General features: G+C 65.1%; 25 protein-coding genes. 10 read left to right on the top strand and 15 right to left on the bottom strand.

The window, feature by feature from the left end:
- Positions 1 to 180: 180 nt before the first annotated feature.
- The 7 genes from flhA to ABIB66_RS30550 form a co-directional block, all read right to left on the bottom strand.
- Entirely contained in the window at positions 181 to 2,322 is a 2,142-nt protein-coding gene (flhA, locus tag ABIB66_RS30580; RefSeq protein ID WP_354256818.1) for a flagellar biosynthesis protein FlhA, read from the bottom strand.
- A 373-nt stretch (positions 2,323 to 2,695) separates the two neighbouring features.
- Positions 2,696 to 2,998 carry a copper-binding protein gene (locus tag ABIB66_RS30575; RefSeq protein WP_275172204.1) on the bottom strand — a complete coding sequence of 101 codons (303 nt, stop codon included), beginning with the start codon at positions 2,996 to 2,998 and terminating at the stop codon, positions 2,696 to 2,698.
- Between the two features lie 15 nt (positions 2,999 to 3,013).
- Positions 3,014 to 3,469 carry a cupredoxin domain-containing protein gene (locus tag ABIB66_RS30570; RefSeq protein ID WP_354065328.1) on the bottom strand — a complete coding sequence of 152 codons (456 nt, stop codon included), beginning with the start codon at positions 3,467 to 3,469 and terminating at the stop codon, positions 3,014 to 3,016.
- Positions 3,470 to 3,504: 35 nt separating this feature from the next.
- Positions 3,505 to 4,842, bottom strand: coding sequence for a copper oxidase (locus ABIB66_RS30565; RefSeq protein WP_354256815.1), 1,338 nt, complete (start codon positions 4,840 to 4,842; stop codon positions 3,505 to 3,507).
- A 13-nt stretch (positions 4,843 to 4,855) separates the two neighbouring features.
- Positions 4,856 to 6,277 (bottom strand): TolC family protein, encoded by a 1,422-nt coding sequence (locus ABIB66_RS30560; RefSeq protein ID WP_354210456.1) that lies wholly within the window; start codon positions 6,275 to 6,277, stop codon positions 4,856 to 4,858.
- A gap of 9 nt (positions 6,278 to 6,286) precedes the next feature.
- Positions 6,287 to 6,571 (bottom strand): hypothetical protein, encoded by a 285-nt coding sequence (locus ABIB66_RS30555; protein ID WP_354210455.1) that lies wholly within the window; start codon positions 6,569 to 6,571, stop codon positions 6,287 to 6,289.
- 79 nt (positions 6,572 to 6,650) lie between these two features.
- Positions 6,651 to 7,097 carry a hypothetical protein gene (locus ABIB66_RS30550; protein WP_354210454.1) on the bottom strand — a complete coding sequence of 149 codons (447 nt, stop codon included), beginning with the start codon at positions 7,095 to 7,097 and terminating at the stop codon, positions 6,651 to 6,653.
- Between the two features lie 152 nt (positions 7,098 to 7,249).
- Between ABIB66_RS30550 and ABIB66_RS30545 the strand changes: the two genes are divergently transcribed.
- On the top strand, positions 7,250 to 8,515 hold the full coding sequence (locus ABIB66_RS30545) for an MFS transporter (RefSeq protein ID WP_354210453.1): 1,266 nt from the start codon (positions 7,250 to 7,252) through the stop codon (positions 8,513 to 8,515).
- Here ABIB66_RS30545 and ABIB66_RS30540 read toward each other — a convergent pair.
- Entirely contained in the window at positions 8,512 to 8,919 is a 408-nt protein-coding gene (locus ABIB66_RS30540) for a DUF4864 domain-containing protein (protein WP_354210452.1), read from the bottom strand. The two genes, ABIB66_RS30545 and ABIB66_RS30540, sit on opposite strands and share 4 nt — an antisense overlap.
- A 53-nt stretch (positions 8,920 to 8,972) precedes the next feature.
- A complete protein-coding gene (locus ABIB66_RS30535) occupies positions 8,973 to 9,614 on the bottom strand; it encodes a TetR/AcrR family transcriptional regulator (protein ID WP_354210461.1) in 642 nt (213 codons plus the stop codon).
- A 240-nt stretch (positions 9,615 to 9,854) separates the two neighbouring features.
- Between ABIB66_RS30535 and ABIB66_RS30530 the strand changes: the two genes are divergently transcribed.
- From ABIB66_RS30530 to ABIB66_RS30520, 3 genes are read left to right on the top strand one after another with little or no spacing between them, the layout of a single operon-like run.
- Positions 9,855 to 10,352: a (2Fe-2S)-binding protein gene (locus ABIB66_RS30530; RefSeq protein ID WP_027568188.1), complete on the top strand. Its 498-nt coding sequence runs from the start codon at positions 9,855 to 9,857 to the stop codon at positions 10,350 to 10,352.
- Positions 10,349 to 11,410: an FAD binding domain-containing protein gene (locus ABIB66_RS30525; protein WP_354210451.1), complete on the top strand. Its 1,062-nt coding sequence runs from the start codon at positions 10,349 to 10,351 to the stop codon at positions 11,408 to 11,410. Before ABIB66_RS30530 ends, ABIB66_RS30525 begins: the two co-directional genes overlap by 4 nt.
- The gene (locus ABIB66_RS30520; protein ID WP_354210450.1) at positions 11,397 to 13,652 is read left to right on the top strand and encodes a xanthine dehydrogenase family protein molybdopterin-binding subunit; all 2,256 of its coding nucleotides are present in this window, start codon (positions 11,397 to 11,399) and stop codon (positions 13,650 to 13,652) included. The genes ABIB66_RS30525 and ABIB66_RS30520 overlap by 14 nt, the downstream gene beginning before the upstream one ends.
- A gap of 41 nt (positions 13,653 to 13,693) precedes the next feature.
- Here ABIB66_RS30520 and ABIB66_RS30515 read toward each other — a convergent pair whose 3' ends face one another.
- Together ABIB66_RS30515 and ABIB66_RS30510 are read right to left on the bottom strand one after the other, a co-directional pair.
- Complete coding sequence (locus ABIB66_RS30515; RefSeq protein ID WP_354210449.1) at positions 13,694 to 13,846, bottom strand: hypothetical protein; 153 nt, start codon at positions 13,844 to 13,846, stop codon at positions 13,694 to 13,696.
- Positions 13,847 to 13,986: 140 nt separating this feature from the next.
- On the bottom strand, positions 13,987 to 14,535 hold the full coding sequence (locus ABIB66_RS30510) for a cupin domain-containing protein (RefSeq protein ID WP_007606338.1): 549 nt from the start codon (positions 14,533 to 14,535) through the stop codon (positions 13,987 to 13,989).
- Between the two features lie 149 nt (positions 14,536 to 14,684).
- Between ABIB66_RS30510 and aptA the strand changes: the two genes are divergently transcribed.
- A complete protein-coding gene (gene aptA / locus ABIB66_RS30505; RefSeq protein ID WP_018455698.1) occupies positions 14,685 to 16,013 on the top strand; it encodes an omega-aminotransferase AptA in 1,329 nt (442 codons plus the stop codon).
- Between the two features lie 70 nt (positions 16,014 to 16,083).
- Positions 16,084 to 17,349, top strand: coding sequence for a D-amino acid dehydrogenase (locus tag ABIB66_RS30500; protein ID WP_354210447.1), 1,266 nt, complete (start codon positions 16,084 to 16,086; stop codon positions 17,347 to 17,349).
- A gap of 116 nt (positions 17,350 to 17,465) precedes the next feature.
- On the opposite strand, the gene ABIB66_RS30495 is transcribed toward ABIB66_RS30500, so the two are convergent.
- A complete protein-coding gene (locus tag ABIB66_RS30495; RefSeq protein WP_354210446.1) occupies positions 17,466 to 18,140 on the bottom strand; it encodes a helix-turn-helix domain-containing protein in 675 nt (224 codons plus the stop codon).
- A 180-nt stretch (positions 18,141 to 18,320) separates the two neighbouring features.
- On the opposite strand from ABIB66_RS30495, the gene ABIB66_RS30490 reads away from it, so the two are divergent.
- The 4 genes from ABIB66_RS30490 to ABIB66_RS30475 are packed head-to-tail and all read left to right on the top strand — an operon-like array spanning position 18,321 to position 21,788.
- Positions 18,321 to 19,079: an ABC transporter substrate-binding protein gene (locus tag ABIB66_RS30490; protein WP_354210445.1), complete on the top strand. Its 759-nt coding sequence runs from the start codon at positions 18,321 to 18,323 to the stop codon at positions 19,077 to 19,079.
- Between the two features lie 31 nt (positions 19,080 to 19,110).
- Positions 19,111 to 19,764 carry an amino acid ABC transporter permease gene (locus ABIB66_RS30485; RefSeq protein ID WP_007600584.1) on the top strand — a complete coding sequence of 218 codons (654 nt, stop codon included), beginning with the start codon at positions 19,111 to 19,113 and terminating at the stop codon, positions 19,762 to 19,764.
- On the top strand, positions 19,761 to 20,492 hold the full coding sequence (locus ABIB66_RS30480) for an amino acid ABC transporter ATP-binding protein (RefSeq protein ID WP_354210444.1): 732 nt from the start codon (positions 19,761 to 19,763) through the stop codon (positions 20,490 to 20,492). Before ABIB66_RS30485 ends, ABIB66_RS30480 begins: the two co-directional genes overlap by 4 nt.
- A 12-nt stretch (positions 20,493 to 20,504) precedes the next feature.
- Positions 20,505 to 21,788 (top strand): NAD(P)/FAD-dependent oxidoreductase, encoded by a 1,284-nt coding sequence (locus ABIB66_RS30475; protein WP_354210443.1) that lies wholly within the window; start codon positions 20,505 to 20,507, stop codon positions 21,786 to 21,788.
- A 3-nt stretch (positions 21,789 to 21,791) separates the two neighbouring features.
- Here the strand turns inward: ABIB66_RS30475 and ABIB66_RS30470 are convergent, their stop codons facing one another.
- The 3 genes from ABIB66_RS30470 to ABIB66_RS30460 form a co-directional block, all read right to left on the bottom strand.
- Positions 21,792 to 23,381 (bottom strand): gamma-glutamyltransferase family protein, encoded by a 1,590-nt coding sequence (locus ABIB66_RS30470; RefSeq protein WP_354256810.1) that lies wholly within the window; start codon positions 23,379 to 23,381, stop codon positions 21,792 to 21,794.
- A 224-nt stretch (positions 23,382 to 23,605) separates the two neighbouring features.
- On the bottom strand, positions 23,606 to 23,782 hold the full coding sequence (locus ABIB66_RS30465) for a hypothetical protein (protein ID WP_275172179.1): 177 nt from the start codon (positions 23,780 to 23,782) through the stop codon (positions 23,606 to 23,608).
- Between the two features lie 9 nt (positions 23,783 to 23,791).
- Complete coding sequence (locus ABIB66_RS30460) at positions 23,792 to 24,025, bottom strand: DUF6894 family protein (protein WP_007600593.1); 234 nt, start codon at positions 24,023 to 24,025, stop codon at positions 23,792 to 23,794.
- Between the last annotated feature and the right edge of the window lie 122 nt (positions 24,026 to 24,147).

Here is a 24,147-nt window from a genome sequence, read left to right as displayed (position 1 = left end):
AAGAGCGTGACAGGACGTGAGAAGCCGCGATCAAAAACGGCCCTTGATCGTGCAATTTCGCAATTATTTCAAAGCTGTAATGTGTCTGCCAGGCGCCTTGCCGGCCGTCGATCGGCAAGGCGCCAAAAGCTTAAAAACCATTTGCCTGTGGCCAAAAAACACACGGCTTCTTAAGGCAAATCAGATGCTTCCGACCGTTTTCAGTCTCGCCCTGGGGTGGATTTCAGCCTGCGACAGCACGGTCGTCTGGGCCCGGAACCGCTCGACCAGGGAACGCACGAAGGGACGAATTGCCGCAGAGGTGACCAGCACCGGGGCCTCGCCCTCGCGCGCGGCGCGCTCGAAAGCTTCGCGCACGCCGGTCATGAACTCCGACAGTTTCGAAGGCTGCATCGCGAGGCTGCGCTCCTCGCCCTGGCCGATAATGGATTCGGCGAAGGCTTGTTCCCACCGCGCCGACAGCGCGATCAGCGGCAGATAACCGCTGTAGGAGGTGTTCTGCGCACAGATTTGCCGCGCCAGGCGGGCGCGGACGTGCTCGACCATGGTTGCGGGATTTCGCGAGAAGGCGAGCGAGTCCGCGATGCCTTCGAGGATGGTCGAGAGGTCGCGGATCGAGATGCGCTCGGCAAGCAGCAGCTGCAGCACGCGCTGAATGCCGGAGACCGTGACCTGTCCGGGCACGATGTCCTTGACCAGCTCGCCCTGCTCCTTCGGCAGCTCCTTGAGTAGCTTCTGCACCTCGCCATAGGAGAGCAGGTCCGACATGTTGGCCTTGAGCAGCTCGGTGAGGTGGGTCGAGAGCACGGTCGCGGCGTCGACGACGGTATAGCCCTTGAGCGAGGCCTCCTCCTTGAGGCTGGCGTCGACCCAGGTCGCGGGCAGACCGAAGGTCGGCTCGGTGGTGTGGATGCCGGGCACCTGAACCTGGCTGCCGCCGGGGTCCATGACCATGAACTGGTTCGGCCAGATCTTGCCGGTGCCGGCGTCGACCTCCTTCATCTTGATGATGTAGGTGTTGGCCTCGAGCTGGACGTTGTCGAGGATCCGCACGGCGGGCATCACAAAACCCATCTCGATCGCGAGCGAGCGGCGCAGCGCCTTGATCTGCTCGGTGAGGCGGTCGGTGCCGTCGGGGCCGTTGACCAGCGGCAGCAAGGCATAGCCGAGCTCGATCTTGAGGTCGTCGATCTTCAACGCCGCGGAGATCGGCTCCTCCGCCGCAGCGGAGCCCGGTGCGCCCGGCATTCCCGGCGCAGGTGCGGTCTTCGCAACTTCCTCAGCCCTGGCAGTCGCCCGGTTGCGGTTGCGGGCGTTCCAGGCGAGCGCGCCGGCGCCGGAGCCGAGCGCCAGGAAGGGAAGGGTCGGGATGCCCGGCAGGGCCGCCAGCACCAGCATGACCGCCGCGGACATCGCGAGCGCCTGCGGATATCCGGAGAACTGCTTCATCAGCGCCTTGTCGGCGGCGCCGGAAACGCCGGCCTTGGAAACGAGCAGGCCGGCGGCGGTCGAAACGATCAGCGCCGGCACCTGGGTGACGAGGCCGTCACCGACGGTCAGCAGCGTGTAGCTGCGGCCGGCATCGGCAAAGGACATGCCCTGCTGCGCCACGCCGATGATCATGCCGCCGACGACATTGATGAAGACGATCAGGAGGCCGGCGATGGCGTCGCCGCGGACGAATTTGGAGGCACCGTCCATGGCGCCGAAGAAGCCGCTCTCGTCCTCCAGATCCTTGCGCCGCTGCTTGGCGACCGCCTCGTCGATCAGTCCGGCGGAGAGATCGGCGTCGATCGCCATCTGCTTGCCGGGCATGGCGTCGAGGTGGAAGCGCGCCGCGACTTCGGCGATACGGCCCGAACCCTTGGTGATGACGACGAAGTTGACGATGATCAGGATGGCGAAGACGATGATGCCGATGACGAAATTGCCGCCCATCACGAAGCTGCCGAAGGCTTCGATGACGTGACCGGCGGCGTCCGTGCCCTCGTGCCCGTGCGACAGGATCAGGCGGGTCGAGGCCATGTTGAGCGACAGCCGCAGCATGGTCGAAATCAGCAGGACGGTCGGGAAAGCGGAGAATTCCAGCGGCGCCTGGATGAACAGCGACGTCATCAGGATCAGGATCGAGAGCGTGATCGAAATCGCCAGAAACAGGTCCAGCACGATCGCGGGCAGCGGAAGGATCAGCACCACCAGGATGGTGAGCACGCCGAGAGCCAGCGCGATATCGCCGCGTTTGAGGATATTGCCGATCTCGGCAAGGGTGGGGAAACCGGCGTTTGTGCCGCCTACGCCCTGTCCCGCGGTGACGTCGACCATGGTAGCTGCCCCTCCGCGCGACTGCCGTCCGCGCGCCCCAAACGTCTGCGCGGCGGCCGAAGGGCCGCCGTTTCGAAAGTGAGGCACCGCACTGGCGTCCACGGGAGCTCCCGTTCTACGCGGCTGACGACACTCGACTCCACTGGGCAATTCTTGCCGGGTGTATGGTTAGCAAAGGGTTAATAAGGGGTGCGGCATGGGGGCTGACTGCGGTATTTCGGCCATCTGGCGGGCAAGCAGCCGTCATGCCCGGGCTTGTCCCGGGCATCCACGTTCTTCATGCCGCGCCGAAGGCGTGGATGGCCGGGACGAGCCCGGCCATGACGTTGTGGAAGCGTCTGGCGCCGAAATTCGGCGGACGGAGGCAGTAGCCCTACTTTGCCTTCTCCATCCGGGTCACCGTATAGCCCGAGGCCGCCTCCTCGGCTTCGAAAGTCACTTTGTCGCCGACCTTCACCTGCTTGAGCACGGCCGGGTCCTTGACGCGGTAGACCATGGTCATGGGTTCATCCATGCCGAGATTCTTCGCGGGCCCGTGCTTGAGGGTGATCTTGCCGGCGCCCTCGTCGATCTTCTTGACCTCGCCGCTGATCGCGGCGCCTTGGGCCGCCAGGGCACCTGTGGCAAGGCCGATGGCCAGCGACAGCGCTGCGGCGATACGGATGATGCGGTTCATGGGAGCCTCCTTGCGTTACTTTACGGTGACGTGGCCGACCATGCCGTAATCGCGGTGGTCGGGAATCAGGCACGAAAATTCGAACGTGCCGGCCTTGCTGAACTTCCAGAGGATCTCGGTGGTCTTGCTCGGTGCGAGCCTGACACCGTTGGGATCGTCGTGCTCCATGTGCGGATGCTTTTTCATCTCCACCGCATGCGCGAGATTCTCCTTTGTGGTGGCGAGCAGGAATTCATGGTCCTCCTTGCCGACGTTGCGCAGCACGAAGCGGATCTGCTCGCCGCGTTTGACCTCGATTCTGGCGGGTGTGTAGTCCATCTCGTTCAGCAGGATCTCGATCGTGCGCGCGGATTTTTTCGGATCGCCGGGCTCGCCGGCCGAAAAGGTGCCGTGCCCGTGCTGGTCGTGGGCAAAGGCCGGCGCGGTCGAAAGCGCGGCCAGCGCAAGACCGAGCTTGATCGTCGTCTTCATTGATATCTCCAGTTGGTGGTGGTTCATCGAAACGCTCACATCTTCATGTTCTTCATCGGCGGTCCGCCCGGTTGTTGCCGCACGGGCTCCGGGGCCGGCGGCGTGACCTCGTAGGCGACGGTGCCTTGCGGGAATTGGTAGGGGCCGGGATCGCGATAGTCGTCGCGCGCGAGGCCTTCGCGGATCTTCATCACCGTGAACATGCCGCCCATCTCGATCGGGCCGAACTGACCGGTGCCGGTCATCATCGGCAGCGTATTGTCGGGCGCGGGCATCTCCATGTTGCCCATCGCCATGCCGGTCGAGCCCATCGCCATGCCGTCAGGGGCGAGCTTGCCGACGGCCTTGGCGAGATCCTTGCGCGACACCCCGATCATGTTGCGCATGTCGTGTCCCATCGCATTCATGGTGTGGTGCGACTTGTGGCAGTGGAACGCCCAGTCGCCGGGATTATCGGCGAGCACGTCGAACACCCTGACAGCACCGACCGGTACGTCGGTCGTCGTCTCCGGATATTGCGCGCTCTCCGGAATCCAGCCGCCGTCGGTGCAGGTCACGGCAAAGCTGTGGCCGTGCAAATGGATCGGATGGTTGGTCATGCTGAGATTGCCGATGCGCACGCGCACCTTGTCGCCGAGCCTGACCGGCAGCGGATCGATGCCGGGAAACACCCGCGCATTCCAGGTCCACATGTTGAAGTCGGTCATCTCGTTGACCTGCGGCAAGTACGTGCCGGGATCGACGCGATAGGTACTCATGACGAAGACGAAGTCGCGGTCGACCGGACGGAAGTTCGGATCGCGCGGATGCACGACCACCATTCCCATCATGCCCATTGCCATCTGCACCATCTCATCGGAATGCGGGTGGTACATGAACGTCCCGCTCTTCCTCATCTCGAACTCGTAGACGAAGGTTTTTCCCGGCTGGATGTGCGGCTGCGTCAGTCCACCGACACCGTCCATGCCGCTGGGAATGATCATGCCGTGCCAGTGCACGGTGGTGTATTCGGGCAGTCTGTTGGTGACGAAGATGCGGACCTTGTCGCCCTCGACGGCCTCGATCGTCGGGCCCGGCGACTGGCCGTTATAGCCCCACAGATTCACCTTCATGCCCTCGGCGAATTCGCGCACCACGGGCTCGGCGACGAGATGGAATTCCTTCCAGTCGCCGTTCATCCGGAACGGCAGCGACCAGCCGTTCAGCGTAACGACGGGGCGATAGTCCGGTCCACTGATGGGGTGGAGCGGCGGCTGCATCACCACCTTGTCCATGTGCGGGGCTTCCGGAATGGAGGCGGCCTGCGCGCGGCCGCTGACGACGGATGCGCCGGCGAGCGCGGCGCTGCCCAGAAATCCTCGGCGGGAAAACATGTTGGCCTCCATGTCAGTGACGGCCATCGGCAGGCGCTGCCGCGGCGAGAGTGGTTGAATTGTCGCCGTCGGCAGGCGCGCCGCCGCCATTGATGGCGGTCTGCAGGTCGGACTGGGCAAGGAAAAATCTTTGCCTGGCATCGATTGCACCGCGCAGCGAGGCGAGCCGCTGCCGCGCCTCGGTGAGCAGCGCAAAAATATCGACCTGCATGCTGGAGAAGCGGAGCTGCATCTCCTCGGTGATGATTTTTCGCAAGGGGATGATCTCGCGCTGATAGTGGCTGGCGATGTCGTAGCCGGAGCGATAGATCCGGTAAGCATCGCGCGCCTCGGAGCGTACATTGACGGCGCGCTCGGTCAGCCGATTGAAGGCGAAATTGTAGGTCTCCGCCGCCTGCCGCACCCGCACCTCGCCGCCGTCGAAGATCGGGATCTGGAACTGCACGTCGAAGCCGCGCTCGCGGAACGGCGCGCCTTCCGGATCCCGGGTGCGGCGGGAGATGCCGGCGAGATCGAGCAGGGTCACGAAGCGGGTCGCCTCGGTGAGGTTCAGCGATTTCGCCAGCGCCGTCAGCTCGAGCCGCGCGATCTGAAGGTCGATGCGATGGGCGACCGCGTCGGCCTCGATCGAGGGTAAAGCCTGCGGCCGGCGCGGCAGCGGCGGCAGCTGGTTGGGCAGCCGGAAGTCGAGGCCGCCGTCCCACAGTCCCATCAGGCGCGCCAGCTTTTCGCGCCCGCTCGTCGCCGTCTGTCGCGCGGTGGCGAGGTCGGCGGTGGTTTCGGCGTAAAACACCTGTTCACGGGCCTGATCGAGCTTGTTGATCGAGCCGGTTTCGCCGAGCTTGACCGCGAGCTGCGCAGTCGATTCCGCCGTCGCCTTCGCATCCGTCAGCAACGCCACCATCTCGTTGCCGCCAACGGCGCGCCAATATGCGCGGCGGACATCGGCGGCAAGCCGCAACGTCGCCAGACCCGCGCGCAATTGCGCCTGGCGAAAACGGTCGCGGGCGATCTCCGAGCGGAACGGCAGTGTGGCGAGCGCGAGGATGTCGCCGACAATTTGACGCTCGATTTCGCTGGCGCCGTTGCCCGAGATCCGCGAGACCGAGAACACGGGATTGGGCGGCAGGCTCTGCTCGACGAGATCGGTCTCGGCCAGCGCCAGCTCGTTATAGGCGGCCTGGAGCCCCTTGTTGTTGAGCAGTGCGATCTGCACGGCGGTCTCGACGCTGAGTGTTCGCGAGAGCAGTTGGCGAACGCGCGCGTCGGCCGCGCCAGCTCCCTCGGCCGTTCGCACGAAAGCGACATCCTTGTTGATGGTCTGGCTCGTCAGCTCGGAGACGGCATTCATGCCGCTGTCGGGCGAGAAGGCGGCACAGCCCGACAAGCCGAGCGAGGCAAGAACGAGCAGGCTTGGCGCGAGACGGTGTGTCATGGCGCGCTCCTACCGGTCTTGCTTGGGCTGCGGCGCGACGCTCTGGTTGCGCTCGCGCCATGGTGCCGGGGTTGCTGGCCGCAGGCTGGTGTAGGGCGCAATCGTCGAATGATAGCCGGCGCGCGCGACCTTGGCCGCCGGATTGGCAGGATCAGCGCCGGCGATTTGTGTCGTTGCCGGCATGCAGCCGGACAACGCCAATGCGGTCGCGGCCAGCAGCGGCCAATTGAATCGAAAGTGTCGCCCCCGCGCTGCGGATGCAGCGGCGGACTTCGCCCCGGAAAGCGTAAGCATGACTCATCCCTGATCTGTCTGGAGACCACAGGCTCACGCACGCAGATGCGCGCTCGGCCTGACGTTGTCGCGCGTCAGATCAGATGATGGGAGGGCGGTAGTGCAGGGGCGGCGCCGCGCTGTGCAGGCTGGCCACGATCTCGGGCGAGCAGGCGGAAACCGGCTGAAGCGGCTTTGCGACGCTGGGCAGGTCGGCCGGCAGCGCGCTCACACACATCATCGCGCAGCACGGTCCCGGCGTACCCTTGCCGTCGTGACGATGAGGGGCGGGGGGCGCGTCCTGCGCGGCGGCCTGGTGATGCGCATGTGCCCCTGCGTGGTCATGCGAGGCGCCGTCATGCGTGTGGCCGGCGTGGATCTGGTGATGCACCGGCCCGAGGTCGGCGAGGAGCGTGTCGTCGAGGCACGGTGCTGGACCGCTACCCCAGGCGAGGCTTGCGGCCGGCGCGAGCACGCAGAACAGATAGGCGAGGGCAATGAAGCGCCCCACCCTGATCCGCATCGATCGTGTCAATCGCAGCAACATTCCGCCGACTTGCTCTTCGCGCGGCCATGTAGCACGCGCTGATTTGCAAAATAATGACAAAACGCGCGTTCGCCAAGCTCCTTCTTACCGCAGTGCACCGTGCATGCCCAATATCGCGCCACAATGCTTGACCCTGTGGCGATCCGCGGGCCATGGTCCCGCCCGTGCACGCGCCAAATCAATCAGGACAAACACCCGAAGCATTCACCCCTGATTCGCGTCAGGCCTGGATGCGCCTTGTTATTGCACTTGTGATCGGTTCGATCGGCGGCGTCGGCATGTGGGCGATCGTGGTCATGATTCCCGCGGTGCAGGCCGAATTCTCTGCCACGCGCGGCGCGGTGTCGCTGGCTTTCACCCTCATGATGTTCGGCTTCGGGCTTGGCGGCGTCATCGCCGGCCGGATCACCGACCGGTTCGGCATCGTGGCGGCGATGGCAATCAGCATCGCCTTTCTCGGCGTCGCCAATGTCCTGGCGGGTCTGTCGACCCAGCTCTGGCAGTTCGTGGCAGCGTATTTCTTGATCGGGCTCGGCACCTCCGCGACCTTCGCGCCGCTGATGGCGGAGGCCTCGCACTGGTTCGAGCGCTATCGCGGCCTGGCCGTGACCATTGTCGCCAGCGGCAATTATGTCGCCGGCACGATGTGGCCGCCGATTGTGAATTGGGGCATGCAGGAGGTCGGCTGGCGCCACACCCATATCGGAATCGGCCTTGTCTGCGTCGTCCTGATGACGATCCTCGTGCTGGTGCTGCGCGCGCAGATCGGTCACGACAAGGTCCACGACCATGCCAATGCGCCGCCGCCCCGGGTCGATCTCAAGCTGTCGACCAACACGCTGACGGTGCTGCTCTCGATCGCGAGCATCTCCTGCTGTGTCGCCATGGCAATGCCGCAGGTGCATATCGTCGCCTATTGCGGCGATCTCGGATATGGCGTGGCTCGCGGCGCCGAGATGTTGTCGCTGATGATGGCCTGCGGCATCGTCAGCCGGATCGGTTCGGGCTATCTCGCCGACAAGATCGGCGGCATCCCCACACTGCTGATCGGTGCGGTGGCCCAGGGATTTGCGCTCGTATTCTACCTGTTCTTCGACAGCCTGACCTCGCTCTATTTGATTTCCGCGATGTTCGGCCTGTTCCAGGGCGGCATCGTGCCGAGCTATGCCATCATCGTGCGCGAGGCGATGCCGGCGAGCGAGGCCGCAACCCGCGTCGGCATCGTGATCTTCGCGTCCGTGTTCGGCATGTCCTTCGGCGGCTGGGTCTCGGGCGTCATCTTCGACGCGACAGGTTCCTACGCGGCTGCGTTCGCCAACGGCGTGGCGTGGAACGCGCTCAATATAGGCATCGTCTTGACGCTGCTGATCCGGTCGCGGATGAATGCAGTCAGGACCGGTCCGGGTCTTGCGACCTAGACTGCCTGTCCCGCCTTCAGCAGCGAACAACCCGTGATCTTGTAGCTGCCGTCCGGTTGCTGCTCGAGCGTGTAGAGCGCTTCCCAGGCTTCGCCATTGGCATCGATGATATGGACGTGCTGGGCAATCCGGCTGCCGTCGCTTTTGCTGTCGCCAAATTCAAAGCTCTTGTGCCGATAGACCGGCGGGTAGCCGTTCTGCACCATGGACATGAAGATGTCAGGCGCGGGGAAGATCTCCCGGATCGCCGGCGCGGCGTAGGAATAGGCCGCGCTCGCGTCGTCGCGGCCGAATGCCTGCTCCTGGGCGCGGATGATGTCCCGTGCCGTCGCGACATCGTCGGCGCGCGCTGAGATGGGACCGAAGACGACACTGAGAAAGACCAGCAAGGCGGCGATGCGCATGACAGGCTCCGCGTTGAATTCCCGGCCGCGCCGATCCTAGCACATCTCGCCGGCTATCGCTTCCGCTTTGCAGCCGGCTTCGCGGGCTTGGCGGCCGCGTGGACCCTGGCTTTCACGACAGGCTGCACCCGCAGCCCGTCAACGAACACGTCGAGCATTCGCAGCACCGAGGATTGCCAACCGGGCTGGTCGTGCATGTAGCACATGCCGAAGAACGCGCGCAGCAAGTCCTCGGGGCTGACGTCTGCCCGCATGGCGCCGGCCGCGGCTGCGCGATCGAGCAGCGAGCCGATCGCCTTGGTCAGGCGTTCAAAGGAAAAGGCATGCAACTCCGACCCGCTCTGCACCGCGAGTGCCAAGGCTGCCACCATGCCCTTCTTGGTGGCAACGAATTCGACCCCTGAGCGCAGCCAGCGCCTGAGCGCGTCGACGGGGTCCTTCGCGTTCTTCAACTGCTCGGCGAGTTCGCTGAGCTGCTCGACCTCGCGCCGGTACACCGCCTCGAACAGATCCTCGCGGGTCGGGAAATGCCGATAGAGCGTGCCGATTCCCACGCCGGCGCGTTTTGCCACCGCCTCGAGGCTCGCCTCCGGCCCGCCCGCGTTGAACACGGCCTTGGCCGCCTCGAGCACGCGCTCGCGATTGCGCACGGCATCGGCGCGGGGCTTCCGGGTCTGGTCGGTGTGCTCGTCCATCCACGCAATGTAGATCACGAATTGGTTAGATTGAACCCTTACGGGGCTGCATCGCGTTGATGCGCACGGGCTTTTGACGAATTCCAAATATTTCCCGCCGGCCCTTGTTAAGCGGAGGCTGCCTCCGTATCTTCGCTGAAGACGTTGGCTCGGACGATGTTCGGGCGGCGCTTGTCGACGGCGGCCACGGCGGTGGCGCGCTGCGCGACGACTCATGTCCATATCTGATCGGAGCCTTGTATGAACCACTCCATCAGCCTCACCGTGAACGGTGCGCGGCGCGACTTCGTCCTCGACGATCCGCGTGTCACGCTGCTCGATCTCTTGCGTGAGCGCCTCCATCTGACCGGAACCAAGAAGGGATGCGACCGCGGCCAATGCGGCGCCTGCACCATTCTCGTCGACGGCAAGCGCATCAACTCCTGTCTCGCGCTTGCCATCAGTCATGACGGCGCCGACATTCTTACCATCGAGGGCGTGGCGCGCGGCGACCAGCTTCACCCCGTGCAGGCCGCCTTCATCGCCCATGACGGATTTCAGTGCGGCTTCTGCACGCCCGGCCAGATCATGAGCGCCATCGGCATGATGAGCGAGGCGCAGGCCGGCAACGATCCCGAGCGCATTCGCGAATGCATGAGCGGCAATCTGTGCCGCTGCGGCGCCTATGCCGGCATCGTCGATGCCGTGCTCGACGCGCAGGCCGGCATGGACGAATCCAATCAGAGGCGCTCCGCATGAAGCAGTTCGATTATGTCAGGCCCGCCACGGTCGCCGAGGCCGTCGCTGCCGCGGCCCAGCCGGGCGCGGTCTATCTCGCCGCCGGCACCAACCTGCTCGATCTGATGAAGGGCGGCGTCAGCCGTCCGGATCGTCTGGTCGACGTCACCCATCTCGACGGGCTCGATCTAATCGAGCGCCTTGCCGACGGTGGCATCCGCATCGGCGCGCTGGTGAGCAACGCCGATCTTGCGCATGACGCCGACTTTGCAAAGTCCTATCCGGCCGTCGCCGAAGCGCTGCTCTCCGGCGCATCGGCGCAACTGCGCAATGCCGCGACCGTCGGCGGCAACCTGCTGCAAAGGACGCGCTGTGCGTATTTCTACGACACCGCCAGCCGCTGCAACAAGCGCGAGGCCGGCAGCGGCTGCGACGCGCGCGACGGCGAAAACCGCACCCACGCCGTGCTCGGCTGGAGCGAAAACTGCATCGCCACGCATCCGTCCGACTTCTGCGTGCCCCTGGTCGCGCTTGACGCCATCGTCGAGATCGAGGGCAGGAACGGGCGGCGCGAGATCGCGCTCGACGAACTGCATCGCCTGCCCGGCGATGCGCCCGAGCGTGAATCGGCGCTCGAGCCGGGTGATCTCATCGTCGCGGTGCGTCTGCCGCCCGCTGCGCGCGGCTTTGCCGCGCATGCGCGCTATCTCAAGGTCCGCGATAGAACGTCCTACGCGTTTGCCGTCGTCTCGGCTGCCGCTGCGCTGCGGATCGAGAATGGCAAGATCGTGGAGGCGCGGCTTGCGCTCGGCGGTGTCGCCGCAAAACCCTGGCGCGCCCGCGCTGCGGAGGACGTGCTCAGGAACGTGGCGCCCACGGTGGACGCTTTCCGGGAAGCCGCCTCGCGCGCGCTTGCCGACGCAAAACCGTCCGGCGACAACGCCTTCAAGATCGAGCTCGCGCGCCGCATCGTCGTGCGCGCGCTGAGCCTCGCCGCCGCCGGTACGCTCGCGCGCATCCCCGCGCTGCCGGCCTCTCCCTTTGCCCCGACGTCCGGAGCCATTCATGCCCGAGCTTAATCTCACCAGCGCGCCCGCTCATCTGCGCCACGGCTCGAACATCGGCCAGCCGCTGACCCGCCGCGACGGGGTCCTCAAGGTCAAGGGCCAGGCGACCTACGCCGCTGACAATCATCCGCCCGGCATGCTGTTTGCGGTGATGGCCGTCGCCAGCATTTCGCGCGGCCGCGTGACCTCGCTCGATGTCGCGGCTGCCAAGCGCCATCCTGGCGTCGTCGATGTCATGACGTCAGACCACAAGCCTGAACTCGCGATCGACCCCGAGATCAAGACCAATCCATTCGTATTCCGGATGGAAGTGTTGCAGAGCAATGAGGTCCGCTACGCCAACCAGCCCATCGCCGTCGTGATCGCCGAGACGCTGGAGGCGGCGACGGAAGGCGCGGCACTGCTGGCGCCGCGCTACGAGACGCTGCCCGCGCTCATCGGCCTCGATGCGGGTGAAAGCTTCGTGCCGCCGGTCGTCGGGGTCGGCAACCCGACGGAAAATCACCGCGGCGATGTCGAGGCGGGACTTGCGTCTGCCGACAAGCGGATCGACGCGGTTTACGAAACGCCGCCCCAATATCACAACGCAATGGAGCCGCATGCGATCGTGGCGGCCTGGGACGGCGATAGTCTGCAGATCGACATGCCGACCCAGGGCCTCATGCTGTCGCTCGCGCGCGTTGCCGAATTGTTCGGCATCGCGCACGACAAGATCCACATCCGCAGCCCGTTCCTCGGCGGCGGCTTCGGCTCGAAGGGGCTCATGGCCGGTCCTCCGGTTCTCGGCATCATGGCGGCAAAGCTCGTCGGCAAGCCGGTCAAGCTGGTGCTGCGTCGCGAGCAGATGTATGGCCCGGTCGGCCATCGCGCGCCGACGCGGCAGCGGCTGCGCATCGGCACCGACAGCGAGGGGCGCCTGACCGCGCTCGATCACCATGCGAGGACCGTGTCGAGCACGTTCGATGATTTCTACGAACCCGCAGCCGATGCCTCGCACACGCTCTATGCGGCGCCTGCGATCCGCACCTCGCACGATGCCGTGCGCGTCAACACCGGCACGCCGTTGTTCATGCGCGCGCCCGGCGAGGCGACCGGCTCGATCGCGCTGGAGAGCGCGATCGACGAGATGGCCTGGGCCTGCGGCATCGATCCGCTCGCCTTTCGTCTGAAGAACTATGCCGAGGTCGAGCCGATCACCGGCAAGCCGTTCTCGTCCAAGGCATTGCGTGCCTGCTACGAGCAGGGCGCGGCGCGCTTCGGCTGGGCGAAGCGACCGCTCCAGCCGCGGCAGATGCGCGACGATGCCGGCCTTCTGGTCGGCTGGGGCATGGGCACTGCGACGTTCCCGGCATTGATGTTCCAGGCCGAAGCGCGTGCCGTGCTTCGCCGCGACGGCTCCGGTGCCATGGAGATCGGCGCGCATGACATGGGGCAGGGCGCCTGGACGGCGCTGGCCCAGATCGCGGCCGACGAACTCGGGCTCGAGATCGACCGCGTCGAGTTCAAGGCGGGTTCATCCGACCTGCCCGATGCCGGCATTGCCGGCGGCTCAGCACACACGGCAACCGCGGGTGCTGCGATCCACAGCGCAGGCGCGGCCGTGATTGCAAAACTCGCCGATCTCGCCACCGGTGACGAGCGCTCGCCGCTGTTCGGTGCGGGCAATGCCGGCGTGATCGCGCGCGATGGCCGGTTGATCCGGCGCGACGACGAGAGCCGCGGCGAAAGCTATTCCGAGATTCTCGCGCGCGCCGGCGTCGCCGAGGTCGAGGCGCGCGGCACCGGCGCGCCGAATCCGGCGGCGATGGAGGAGTATGCGATGCACGCCCATGGCGCGGTATTCGCTGAGGTGAAGGTCGATCCCGAGCTCGGCCAGATCCGCGTCACCCGCATGGTCGGCGCCTTCGCCGCGGGACGCATCGTCAACCCGCGCATGGTGCAGAGCCAGCTGTTCGGTGGGATGATCTGGGGCCTGTCCTTCGCCTTGCACGAGGAAGCCATCACCGACCGCCGCACCGGAAGGATCATGAACGCCAATCTCGGCGAGTACCATATCCCGGTGAATGCCGACGTGCCGCCGCTCGACGTGATCACGGTCGAGGAGCACGATCCGCATGTGAACGCGCTCGGCATCAAGGGTGTCGGCGAGATCGGCATCACCGGCAGTGCAGGGGCAGTCGCCAACGCGGTGTGGCATGCGACCGGTGTGCGTGTGCGCCGTTTCCCGATCCGGATCGAGGAGTTGCTGAAGTAGCTTTGAGGCCGCGGCGGGCGAGGCCTTCTCGCCCCCGCGTGCTAGTGCAGCTTCTTGCGAAGAGCCTTGAGCGCTTCTCGCTGCGACTCGATGTAGTTCGCGATGGCCTTGCGCAGCTCCTCCGAATGGAGCTTGTCGCTGTCGCGCTGCACTTCATCGAGTGCAACCTCTGCATTTGCGAGCGTGATCTTCATAGCGAGCCCTGTTACGAAGCGGCTCCGGAAAGCGGAGGCTGCTTGGCTATGGCTCGAAACATATAGAGGATCAGGCCGCGGAAATTGAGATGGCTCAAGCTCCGTAAGATACCGGTGGCTCCGTAGGATTGCGGACAACTTCAAAACGTTGGAGGCGTGCAGGCCGAGATCACCTCGCACGGCTTGCCGCCGACGCAGCGGAAGCGATGCGGGCGACGGCTCTCGAAATAGTAGGCATCGCCCGGATTGAGAATGCGGCGCTCGTCCTCGACGGTGACTTCGAGCTTTCCCGAGATCACGATGCCGCCTTCCTCGCCGTCATGGACGAGGTGAACGCGTCCGGTGTCGCTGCCAGGCTCGTAGCGCTCCTTCAGGATCTGCAGGCTGCGACCGAACAGATTGTCGCCTACTTGCCGATACGAGATCGGCTTCTTGCCGACCTCGGTCAGCTCTTCACCGCGGTAGAATATCTTGCGCCGGCTCTCCGGCTCCAGCGCGAAGAACTCGGCGAGCCCCATCGGGATGCCGTCGAGAATGCGCTTGAGCGCTCCCACGGACGGGTTCATCTGGTTGGATTCGATCAGCGAAATCGTCGAATTGGTGACGCCGGCGCGCTTGGCGAGTTCGCGCTGCGACAGCTTCTGGCGCGCCCGGATGAATCGCAGCCGTCCACCGATATCGACGCTCATGTCCCTGTCCCGTGTTGCAGGTGTTGCGGATCTCGCAAATATGGACCGGCAGCCCCAGTCAAATCAATGGCTTGCAGCTCATCAGAAAAGGACTTGTTGCGCTTTTCAAGCCGTGCCTCTGGTAGCAGGTCAGCAAAGGAGCGTGGCCCGTGACCCTTCATCAGATTCCGAACACCATCAAGACCGACTCGTTCTGGATGCCGTTCACGGCCAACCGGCAGTTCAAGAAGGCGCCGCGCCTGTTCTCCTCGGCCGAGGGCATGCATTACACCACCGTCGACGGCCGCAAGGTGATCGACGCCTCCGCCGGCCTCTGGTGCGTCAATGCCGGCCACGGCCGCAAGCAGATCGCCGCCGCCGTCGAGCGCCAGCTGATGACGCTGGACTTCGCACCGTCGTTCCAGATGGGCCATCCGCTGGCATTCGACTTCGCCGAGCGTCTGGCCGAGATCGCACCGAAGGGCCTCGATCGGATCTTCTTCACCAATTCCGGCTCCGAGTCGGTCGACACCGCACTGAAGATCGCGCTCGCCTATCACCGCGCCAACGGCCAGGCGAGCCGCACCCGCCTGATCGGCCGCGAGCGCGGCTACCACGGCGTCGGCTTCGGCGGCACCTCGGTCGGCGGCATGGTCGCCAACCGCCGCGCCTTCGCCACCCTGCTGCCGGGCGTCGACCACATCCGCCACACCCATGATCTCACCCGCAACGCCTTCGCCAAGGATCAGCCCGAGCATGGCGCCGAGCTTGCCGATGATCTCGAGCGGCTGGTGGCCCTGCACGGCGCCGAGACCATCGCGGCCGTCATCGTCGAGCCGGTGCCGGGCTCGACCGCTGTGTTGCCGCCGCCGAAGGGCTATCTCCAGCGCCTGCGCGAGATCTGCGACAAGCACGGCATTCTCCTGATCTTCGACGAGGTCATCACCGGCTTCGGTCGCCTCGGCACGCCGTTCGCCGCCAACTTCTTCGGCGTCACGCCTGATATGATGACGACGGCCAAGGGCATCACCAACGGCACCGTTCCCTGCGGCGCCGTGTTTGCGAGCCGCAAGGTGCATGACGGCCTGATGGTCGGCCCGGAGAACGCGATGGAGCTGTTCCACGGCTACACTTATTCGGCGCATCCGGTCGCCTGCGCCGCGGGCATCGCCACGCTCGACATCTACAAGGACGAAGGTCTGCTGACGCGCGGTGCGTCGATCTCCGAATACTGGCGCGATGCGCTGCATTCGCTGAAGGGCCTGCCCAACGTCGTCGACATCCGCAATTGCGGCCTGATGGGCGCGGTCGAGCTGTCGCCGCGTGACGGTACGGTCGGCGTGCGTGGCTACGACGTCATGGTCGACTGCTTCAATCGCGGGCTGTACTTCCGCATGAGCGGCGATAGCTTTGCGCTGTCGCCTCCGCTCATCGTCGAGAAGAGCCACATCGATGATATCGTGTCGATCCTCGGCGACGCCATCAAGCGGGTGGCCTGATAATTGCTCTCGCCGTTGCGGAGTTTCCTCTTGCAGCGGCGAGCGTGATGCCGCGGGAGTTTGACGAAGCGTGAAAGTTCTGATCCTCGGCAGCGGTGTCATCGGTGTCACCTCTGCCTACTACCTCGCGCGTGCCGGCCATGAGGTGACGGTTGTCGACCGTCAGCCCGAACCGGCGCTCGAGACCTCCTTTGCCAATGCCGGCGAAGTGTCGCCCGGCTATTCCTCGCCCTGGGCCGGTCCCGGCGTCCCGGTGAAGGCGGTCAAATGGCTGCTGATGAAACACGGCCCGCTGGTGATCCGGCCGAAGCTCGATCCCGTGATGTGGGTCTGGCTGCTCAAGATGCTGCGCAATTGCACCAGCGAACGCTACGCGATCAACAAGAGCCGGATGATTCCGATCGCGGAATATAGCCGCGATTGCCTGCGCGACCTGCGCCGCGACATCGGCATCCAGTATGACGAGCGCTCGCAGGGCACGCTGCAGCTGTTCCGCTACCAGGCCCAGCTCGACGGCACCGGTGAGGACATCGCCGTGCTCAAGGAGTACGGCGTGCCCTTCGAGGTGCTGAGCCGAGAGGGCTGCATCGCGGCCGAGCCGGCGCTGGCGGGCGTGAAGGAGAAGTTCGCGGGCGGACTCCGCCTGCCGCAGGACGAGACCGGCGATTGTCACATGTTCACGCAGGCGCTGGCCAAGCACGCCGAAGCGCTCGGCGTGCGCTTCATGTTCAACACCGGCATCGACCGCATCGTCACCGACGGCGCGCGCGTCAGCGGTGTCGCGACCAGCGCCGGCATGTTGCAGGCAGACGCTTACGTGCTCGCGCTCGGAAGCTGGTCGTCGCGGCTGGTCGCGCCGCTCGATATTTCGCTGCCGGTCTATCCCGTGAAGGGCTATTCGATCACGGTGCCGATCAAGGACGCTTCCGGCGTGCCGGAATCGACCGTGATGGACGAGAGCTACAAAGTCGCCATCACGCGCCTCGGCAATCGCATCCGCGTCGGCGGCACCGCCGAAATCTCCGGCTTCTCGAGCCAGCTCTATGATGCGCGCCGCGCCACGCTCGATCACTCCCTGACCGATCTGTTCCCGCGCGGCGGCGACCTCTCCAAGGCGACGTTCTGGAGCGGTCTGCGCCCGATGACGCCGGACGGCCCGCCGGTGATCGGCCCCACGCAGTATGCCAACCTTCACCTCAACACCGGCCACGGCACGCTAGGCTGGACCATGTCCTGCGGCTCCGGCCGCGTGCTCGCCGACATGCTGTCGGGCAAGAAGCCGGACATTGATGTGAGTGCGCTAACGGTGGACCGGTACAAGTACCGGTTTGGCTAAGTGAGGCCGTCATTCCGGGGCGTCTCGAAGAGACGAACCCGGAATCTCGAGATTCTCAGGTGCGCAATTGCGCACCATAGTTCGATGCTGCGCATCGCCCCGGAATGACGGCTGCGCTACCCCACCGCGGTCACGCAATTCACCCACAACACCACGGCCTTCGCATTCTCGGCCGGATTTGAAAATCGGTGCGGCCTCCGGCTTGCAAACCGAAAACTGTCGCCCGTCTTCAGTGACCATGTCTCGTTGTCCACCGTCAGCATCATCTCGCCTTCGAGCACGAGGCCGGCTTCCTCGCCGTCATGGGTATAGAGCTCGTCGCCGGTGGAGCCGCCGGGCTCCAGATGCACCAGGAACAGGTTGAGCCGGTTGTCGGTGCTGGCGGGGCTCAGCAATTGCTTCGACACGCCGGTGCGCCAGAGCTTCAGTTCGGGCCGCTGAAGCCCTCGCGTGACGATTTGGTCGGATGCGCCGTCGGCATTCGGGCTCGCGCCGAACAGCGCGGCGATGCCGACGCCGAGCACGTCGGCGAGCGTGGCCAGTACGCGCAGCGACGGCGACGACAGGCCGCGCTCGATCTGGCTGAGGAAGCCGATCGAGAGATCCGTGCGCGAAGCGACCGTCTCCAGCGAGAATTGCCTGATGCGCCTGAGATCGCGAATGCGGCGGCCGACCGCGACATCCATCGCCGGCTCGGCCGCTCTCGCAATAGTCCTGGTGCTGGCGCTGGCTTTCACCTTCACCTTTATCTGCACCTTCTTCACCCGCTTTGCGGCGGCCGGTCTGCGCATTCTTTTGCCACCGCTCACGTCAAACCGCTTCCTTCATGTGCATGAAAACCGCTTGCATCGGCCGTAAAAGTGTGACCAAATTTTCATACTGGTGAAAATAGGCCGAAACGGCTTGGCCCGCAACGTCTGCGATGACGAGATCTGCGAGCGCCGCCATCGGCCGGGCCCAAGGGGGATGCGATGAAGCGTTTTGGTCTGGCCGCGGTTGCGGCACTCGCGATTGCCGCAATGGTGCCGGCTTCGGCGCAGCAAGTGCTGAAGGTCGGCTCGACGCCGACAGGCATTCCCTTCACGTTCCTCGACACCAAGACCAATAGCATCCAGGGCATCATGGTCGATCTTGTCACTGAAGTGGGCAAGGATGCCGGCTTCAACGTGCAGATCGAGCCGATGCAGTTCTCGGCGCTGATTCCATCGCTGACATCGAGCAAGATCGACATCATTGCGGCCGCGATGTTCATCACGGCGCCACGCAAGGAGGTCGTCGACTTCTCCGATCCGATCTACACCTATGGCGAAGGCCTCGTGGTCCCGAAGAGCGATTCCAAGGCCTACGCCACCCAGGACGATCTGAAGGGCGAGACGGTCGGCGCCCAGGTCGGCACCGCCTTCGTCGACGCGCTGAAGAAGTCCGGCCTGTTCGCCGACGTCAAGGCCTACGACACCATCCCCGACATCCTGCGCGACGTGAACACCGGCCGCCTCAAGGCCGGTTACGCCGACTATCCGATCCTCGCCTACAATCTGAAGCAGGGCGGCTTTCCCGAGGTGCGCCTGGTCGACGGCTATAAGCCCGTCACCGTCGGCTCGGTCGGCATCGGCGTGCGCAAGGGTGAGACCGCGCTGCTCGGCAAGATCAACGCCTCGCTCGCCAAGCTGAAGGCCAACGGCACCATCGACAAGATCCTCGATAAATGGGGCCTGAAGGCACAGGGTTGATCGCCAGACGCCAATCGATGAAAGCTGATTGATGAAGGGCTTCTGGCACGACGCGGCCGAATTCTTCCCGATCCTGATGAGCGGCGTCGTGCTGACGATCGTCGTCACCATCGGCTCGCTGCTGCTATCGACGGTGCTTGGCCTGGTCTGGGCGATGATGCGGGTCTCCGGCATCCGCGTCCTGTCGCTGCTCAGCGCCAGCCTGATCAACGTGATCCGCGGCATTCCAATCATCGTGCTGTTGTTCTACCTTTACTTCGTGATGCCCGATCTCGGCGTCACGCTGTCCGCGTTGCAGGCCGCGATCCTCGGGCTCGGCATCGCCTACTCGGCCTATCAGGCGGAAAATTTCCGCGCCGGCATCGAGGCGATCGACAAGGGGCAGATCGAGGCGGCGCAATCGATCGGCATGGGCTGGTGGCTGACCATGCGCCGGGTCGTGCTGCCGCAGGCGGTGCGCATCGTGCTGCCGCCCTATGGCAACGTCATGATCATGATGCTGAAGGATTCCTCGCAGGCCTCGACCATCACGGTCGCCGAGCTCGCCCTTCAGGGCAAGCTGATCGCGTCCTCGACCTTCAAGAACACCAACGTGTTTACGATGGTTGCGCTGATGTATCTCACCATGAGCATTCCGCTGATCCTGCTGGTCCGTCACTTCGAGAAGCGGGCCGGCAAGAAATGATCGAGCTGACCGACGTCCACAAGAGCTTTGGCGAGAACGAGGTGCTCAAGGGCATCACGGCGTCCGTGCAGAAAGGCGAGGTGGTCTGCGTCGTCGGGCCCTCCGGCTCCGGCAAGTCCACCATTTTGCGCTGTATCAACGGGCTCGAAAGCTATGACCGCGGCGAGATCAGCGTCGAGGGGTTGAAGGTCGATCGCGACGCTCCGTCGATCGTGAAGGTCCGCACCCAGGTCTCGATGGTGTTCCAGCGCTTCAATTTGTTTCCGCACCGAACGGTGCTGGAGAACGTCGTTGAGGGTCCGCTCTATGTGAAGAAGGAGCCGCGCGCTGCCGCATTCGAGCGTGGCCGCGCACTGCTCGCTCAAGTGGGCCTCGCCGAGAAGGCCAACGAACATCCGCCGCAGCTCTCCGGCGGCCAGCAGCAACGCGTCGCGATCGCGCGGGCGCTGGCGATGCAACCCAAGGCCATCCTGTTCGACGAGCCGACCTCGGCGCTCGATCCTGAATTGGTCGGCGACGTTCTCGGCGTGATGCGCAAGCTCGCCGATGACGGCATGACCATGGTCGTCGTCACCCATGAGATGGGCTTTGCCCGCGACGTCGCCGACCGTGTGCTGTTCATTGACGGCGGTGTTATCGTCGAGCAGGGGCCGGCAAAATCGGTGCTCAATCAACCGCAGCATGCGCGGACGCAGGACTTTTTGCGCCGCGTGCTGCATCCGCTCTGACCGGTTCTTGCCATGACGCGCCTGCCGCTGCCACCCTCGCTCTACGCCGACACCGCCGTGGCGCCGGTTGCGACGCCGCCGCTCGACACGGACAAGAATGTTTCCGTCGCCATTATCGGCGGCGGCTACACCGGCCTGTCCACCGCATTGCATCTGGCGGAGCAGGGCGTCGAGGCACTGGTACTGGAGGCGCAGGAGCCGGGCTGGGGCGCATCCGGCAACAATGGCGGCCACACCAATCCCGGACTGAAGCACGATCCCGATCAGATCGAGGCCGATTTCGGCGCTGAGCTCGGCCGCCGCATGGTCGCGTTCTCCTACGGCACGACGAACTTCACCCACGATTTGATCCGTCGCTACCAGATTCCGTGCGAAGCGCGGCAGAACGGCACGCTGCGCGCGGCCTATAATGAGGCCAGCGCCGCCGCGATCGAGACAACCGCACAACAGTGCATCGCCCGTGGGATGCCGGTGACGTACCTCAATCGCGAGCAATTGCGCGAGATGACCGGCACCGATCGCTACATCGGCGCCATGCTGGATACCCGCGGCGGCGACCTGCATCCGCTCAGCTACGCCCGCGGCCTTGCGCGCGCCGTGATCTCCGCGGGCGCGCAGGTGCATGGCGAAACACCGGCACTATCGCTCCGTCGCGAGGGCAGCCGCTGGCGCATCGAGACTCCGCGCGCGGTGGTTCATGCCGACAAGGTGCTGCTCGCGACCAACGGTTTTACGGACGATCTCTGGCCGGCGCTCCGCCGCACCATCGTGCCGGTGTTTTCCTCGATCGCCGCCACGGCGCCGCTGTCTGATGACGTGGCACGTTCGATCATGCCGACGCGACCGGTGCTCTACGAGAGCGGCCACATCACCGTCTATTACCGCATCGATCAGCAGAACCGCCTCTTGATGGGTGGTCGCGGTCCGATGCGCTGGATCAATTCGCCGCGCGACGTCGCCTATCTCATGCGATATGCCGAGCGGCTATGGCCGCAGCTCAAGGGCGTTGCCTGGACCCATGGCTGGAATAGCCGGCTCGCCATCACAGGGGATCATTATCCGCATGTGCACGAGCCCGCGGACAACATCCTGATCTCGCTCGGCTGCAACGGCCGCGGCGTCGCGCTCTCGACCGCGATGGGCGCGCAACTGGCGCGCCGTCTGATCGGTGGCGCCAAGGCCGAGATCGACATGCCCGTCACCGGCATCAAGCCGATCCCGATGCATGCGTTGTGGCCGGTGGGCGTGACGACGGCAGTGATCGCTGGTCGCGTGCGGGACCGGCTGGGGATCTAAGCCTCAGCCCTCGACCACCGCGTCGGCCCACGGCTGGAAAATCTCGACTGCGCCGGAATTGGTGTCGCCGTCGCGCATCACCACGCTCGGGCAGGCGAACTTCTGCGGCAAGGACTGCACCCGCGCTTCCTCATAGTCGAAGCGCGCCGCGAGCGTCTCGCGTGTGCCCGCAGGCAACCTGGTATCGCCGATCACGATTGCGCCTTCGCTGGCATCGATGCGCGGCTGATGGATCGCGGCATCGAGATCCATGCCAAAATCCATCGCAAACGATACGATCTGCATCACCGAGGGCAGGATGCGGCGACCGCCCGAGGCGCCGACCGCGAGCCGCTTGCCGTCCTTGGCCTCGGCGATGACAGGCGTGTAGTTGGTGAGGCAGCGCTTGCCAGGGGCGAGCGAGTTGGTGGTGCCCGGCGTCGGGTCGAACCACATGATGCCGTTGTTCATGGCAATGCCGGTGTGCGGCGTGACGTATTTCGAGCCGAAGGATGACAGCAGCGTCTGCGTCACGGCCGCGATGTTGCCGTGGCGGTCGACCACGGAGAAATGCGTGGTGCAGGCGGGCGCCAGATAGTCCGCCCCGAGCGAACGCTTGCCGTCCGCATCCCCCATATCCTTGAGCCGCTCGCGATAGGCTGATTGCAGCGCGGCGGCATATTCGACGTAGGCGGCTGCATCGGGCGCGCTTCCCGGCTTAAAGTTCTGTAGCAACAGGCGCAGCGCATGCGCCATCGTCGGCCCGGCCGTGAGCTCTGGCGTCGCAAACACTTTGCCGCCGCGATAGGGGATCGCCAGCGGCTCGCGCGGATGGGCGCGGAACGCGGCGAGGTCCTCCACCGACAGCGCGCCGCCGTCGGCGCTGATGTCGGATGCGATGCTCCTGGCGAGATCGCCTTGGTAGAAATCGCGCGGACCGGCGTCGGCAAGGTGCAACAGCGTCGCCTTCAGTGTGTCCAGCGGCAGTCGCGTCTCTGACTTGATGCCCCATGGCGCGCTTGGCGGGAGGCCGTCCTTCAGGAACGTTGTCGCACTCGCGGGATAGCGCCGAAGATCGGCCGCCGACGCCGCGATCGTCAGCGTGGTCCACCAATCGACCAGCAGGCCTTCACCGGCGAGGGCCGCGGCTGGCGCGACCAGATCTTTCCAAGGCAGCCTGGCGTGACGACGATGCGCCTCTTCCATGCCGGCGACGACGCCGGGCACGGCGATCGAGCCGGGGCCGTGGATGTTGCGGTCGTCCTTGACCCGCTGCCAGGGAAACAGATCGGAAGCCGCGCCTTCGCCGCTGAGCGGATAGTCGGCGGTGCGCAGGCTTTGCGGGGCGCACATGCCGTAGTCGATCACTTCGTAGCGATTTTCCGCCGCACGGTAGAGCACCATCGCGCCGCCGCCGCCCATGCCGCTGTTCCAGGGCTCCAGCACGTTGAGCGCGAAGGTGGTGGCGACGATCGCGTCCACACAGTCGCCGCCTGCCGCCAGCACTTGCGCCCCCACTTCGGCCGCCCGCCGCGATTGCGCAGCGACGATGCCGCCTTTGGATGTAACGGCGGGCTTGCGGACGGTTTGGGCGTGGCTGAACTGATGAGGCATGATGATGTCTGTGTGCTGTCTTCGGTTTGGCTTCGTTGCGCTGAGCTCCGCAATGGGCGGGAGCGTGCGAAGAATGGCACATCGCCCCCACCGAGAACATGGAAAGGGAGGCGCGACATGGCTGGTGTGAAGCAGGCGGGGGAGGCGCCAACACGTGAATGCCCGGGCAGGCCCGGGCATGACGAGTTGTGAGACCGATCAGTGGAAAGCAGGAGCCGCAGGGCTCAGCGGGCGCGATCCAGCCGGCTGGCCTGATACTTGGCGTGCCATTTCGGGCCAGGCCCGCGCATGTAGTGGAGCTCGGGCCGGTAGGGATTGCCGGCGATCCGGATCAGCGTCTGCCATTTGCTGGCGACGAAGCTCAGGGGCTGGCGGAGCAGGGTCAGTGACGCGAGCAACATGGCATCACCTCAGTGCGGCTTGCCGAGCATGGCAGTGAAGGGGAGATCGAAGATCTCCTCGCCGTCGGAGCCGCTGACATGGATCACCCAGTCGCGCCAATCCTCAGCGCCGGGCGTCAGGATCATCGCGTTCATGATCTGGGCGGCACGGTCGCGCGCCTCGGTCAGATTGGTCACCGCTGTGCCGCTGCGATCGATCAGCGTGCCCTCGGTATTTGAGCAGTGAAAATAGACCTGGACCATATGCGTCTCCTATTGGGAGCGATTGGGACGGCAAACCGATACCATTCCAAGCCTTCGCGAAACATTCGGGTCGAGCCCGGTAAGGGAATCTACGGAGATTGGTCGGCGCCAAGCCCCCTGCT

Origin of the sequence: Bradyrhizobium sp. F1.13.3, from assembly GCF_040548265.1 — a bacterium.
Taxonomy (GTDB): Bacteria; Pseudomonadota; Alphaproteobacteria; order Rhizobiales; family Xanthobacteraceae; genus Bradyrhizobium.
Note: the sequence above shows the minus strand (reverse complement) of the source record. Positions and strands in the feature narration are given on the sequence as shown.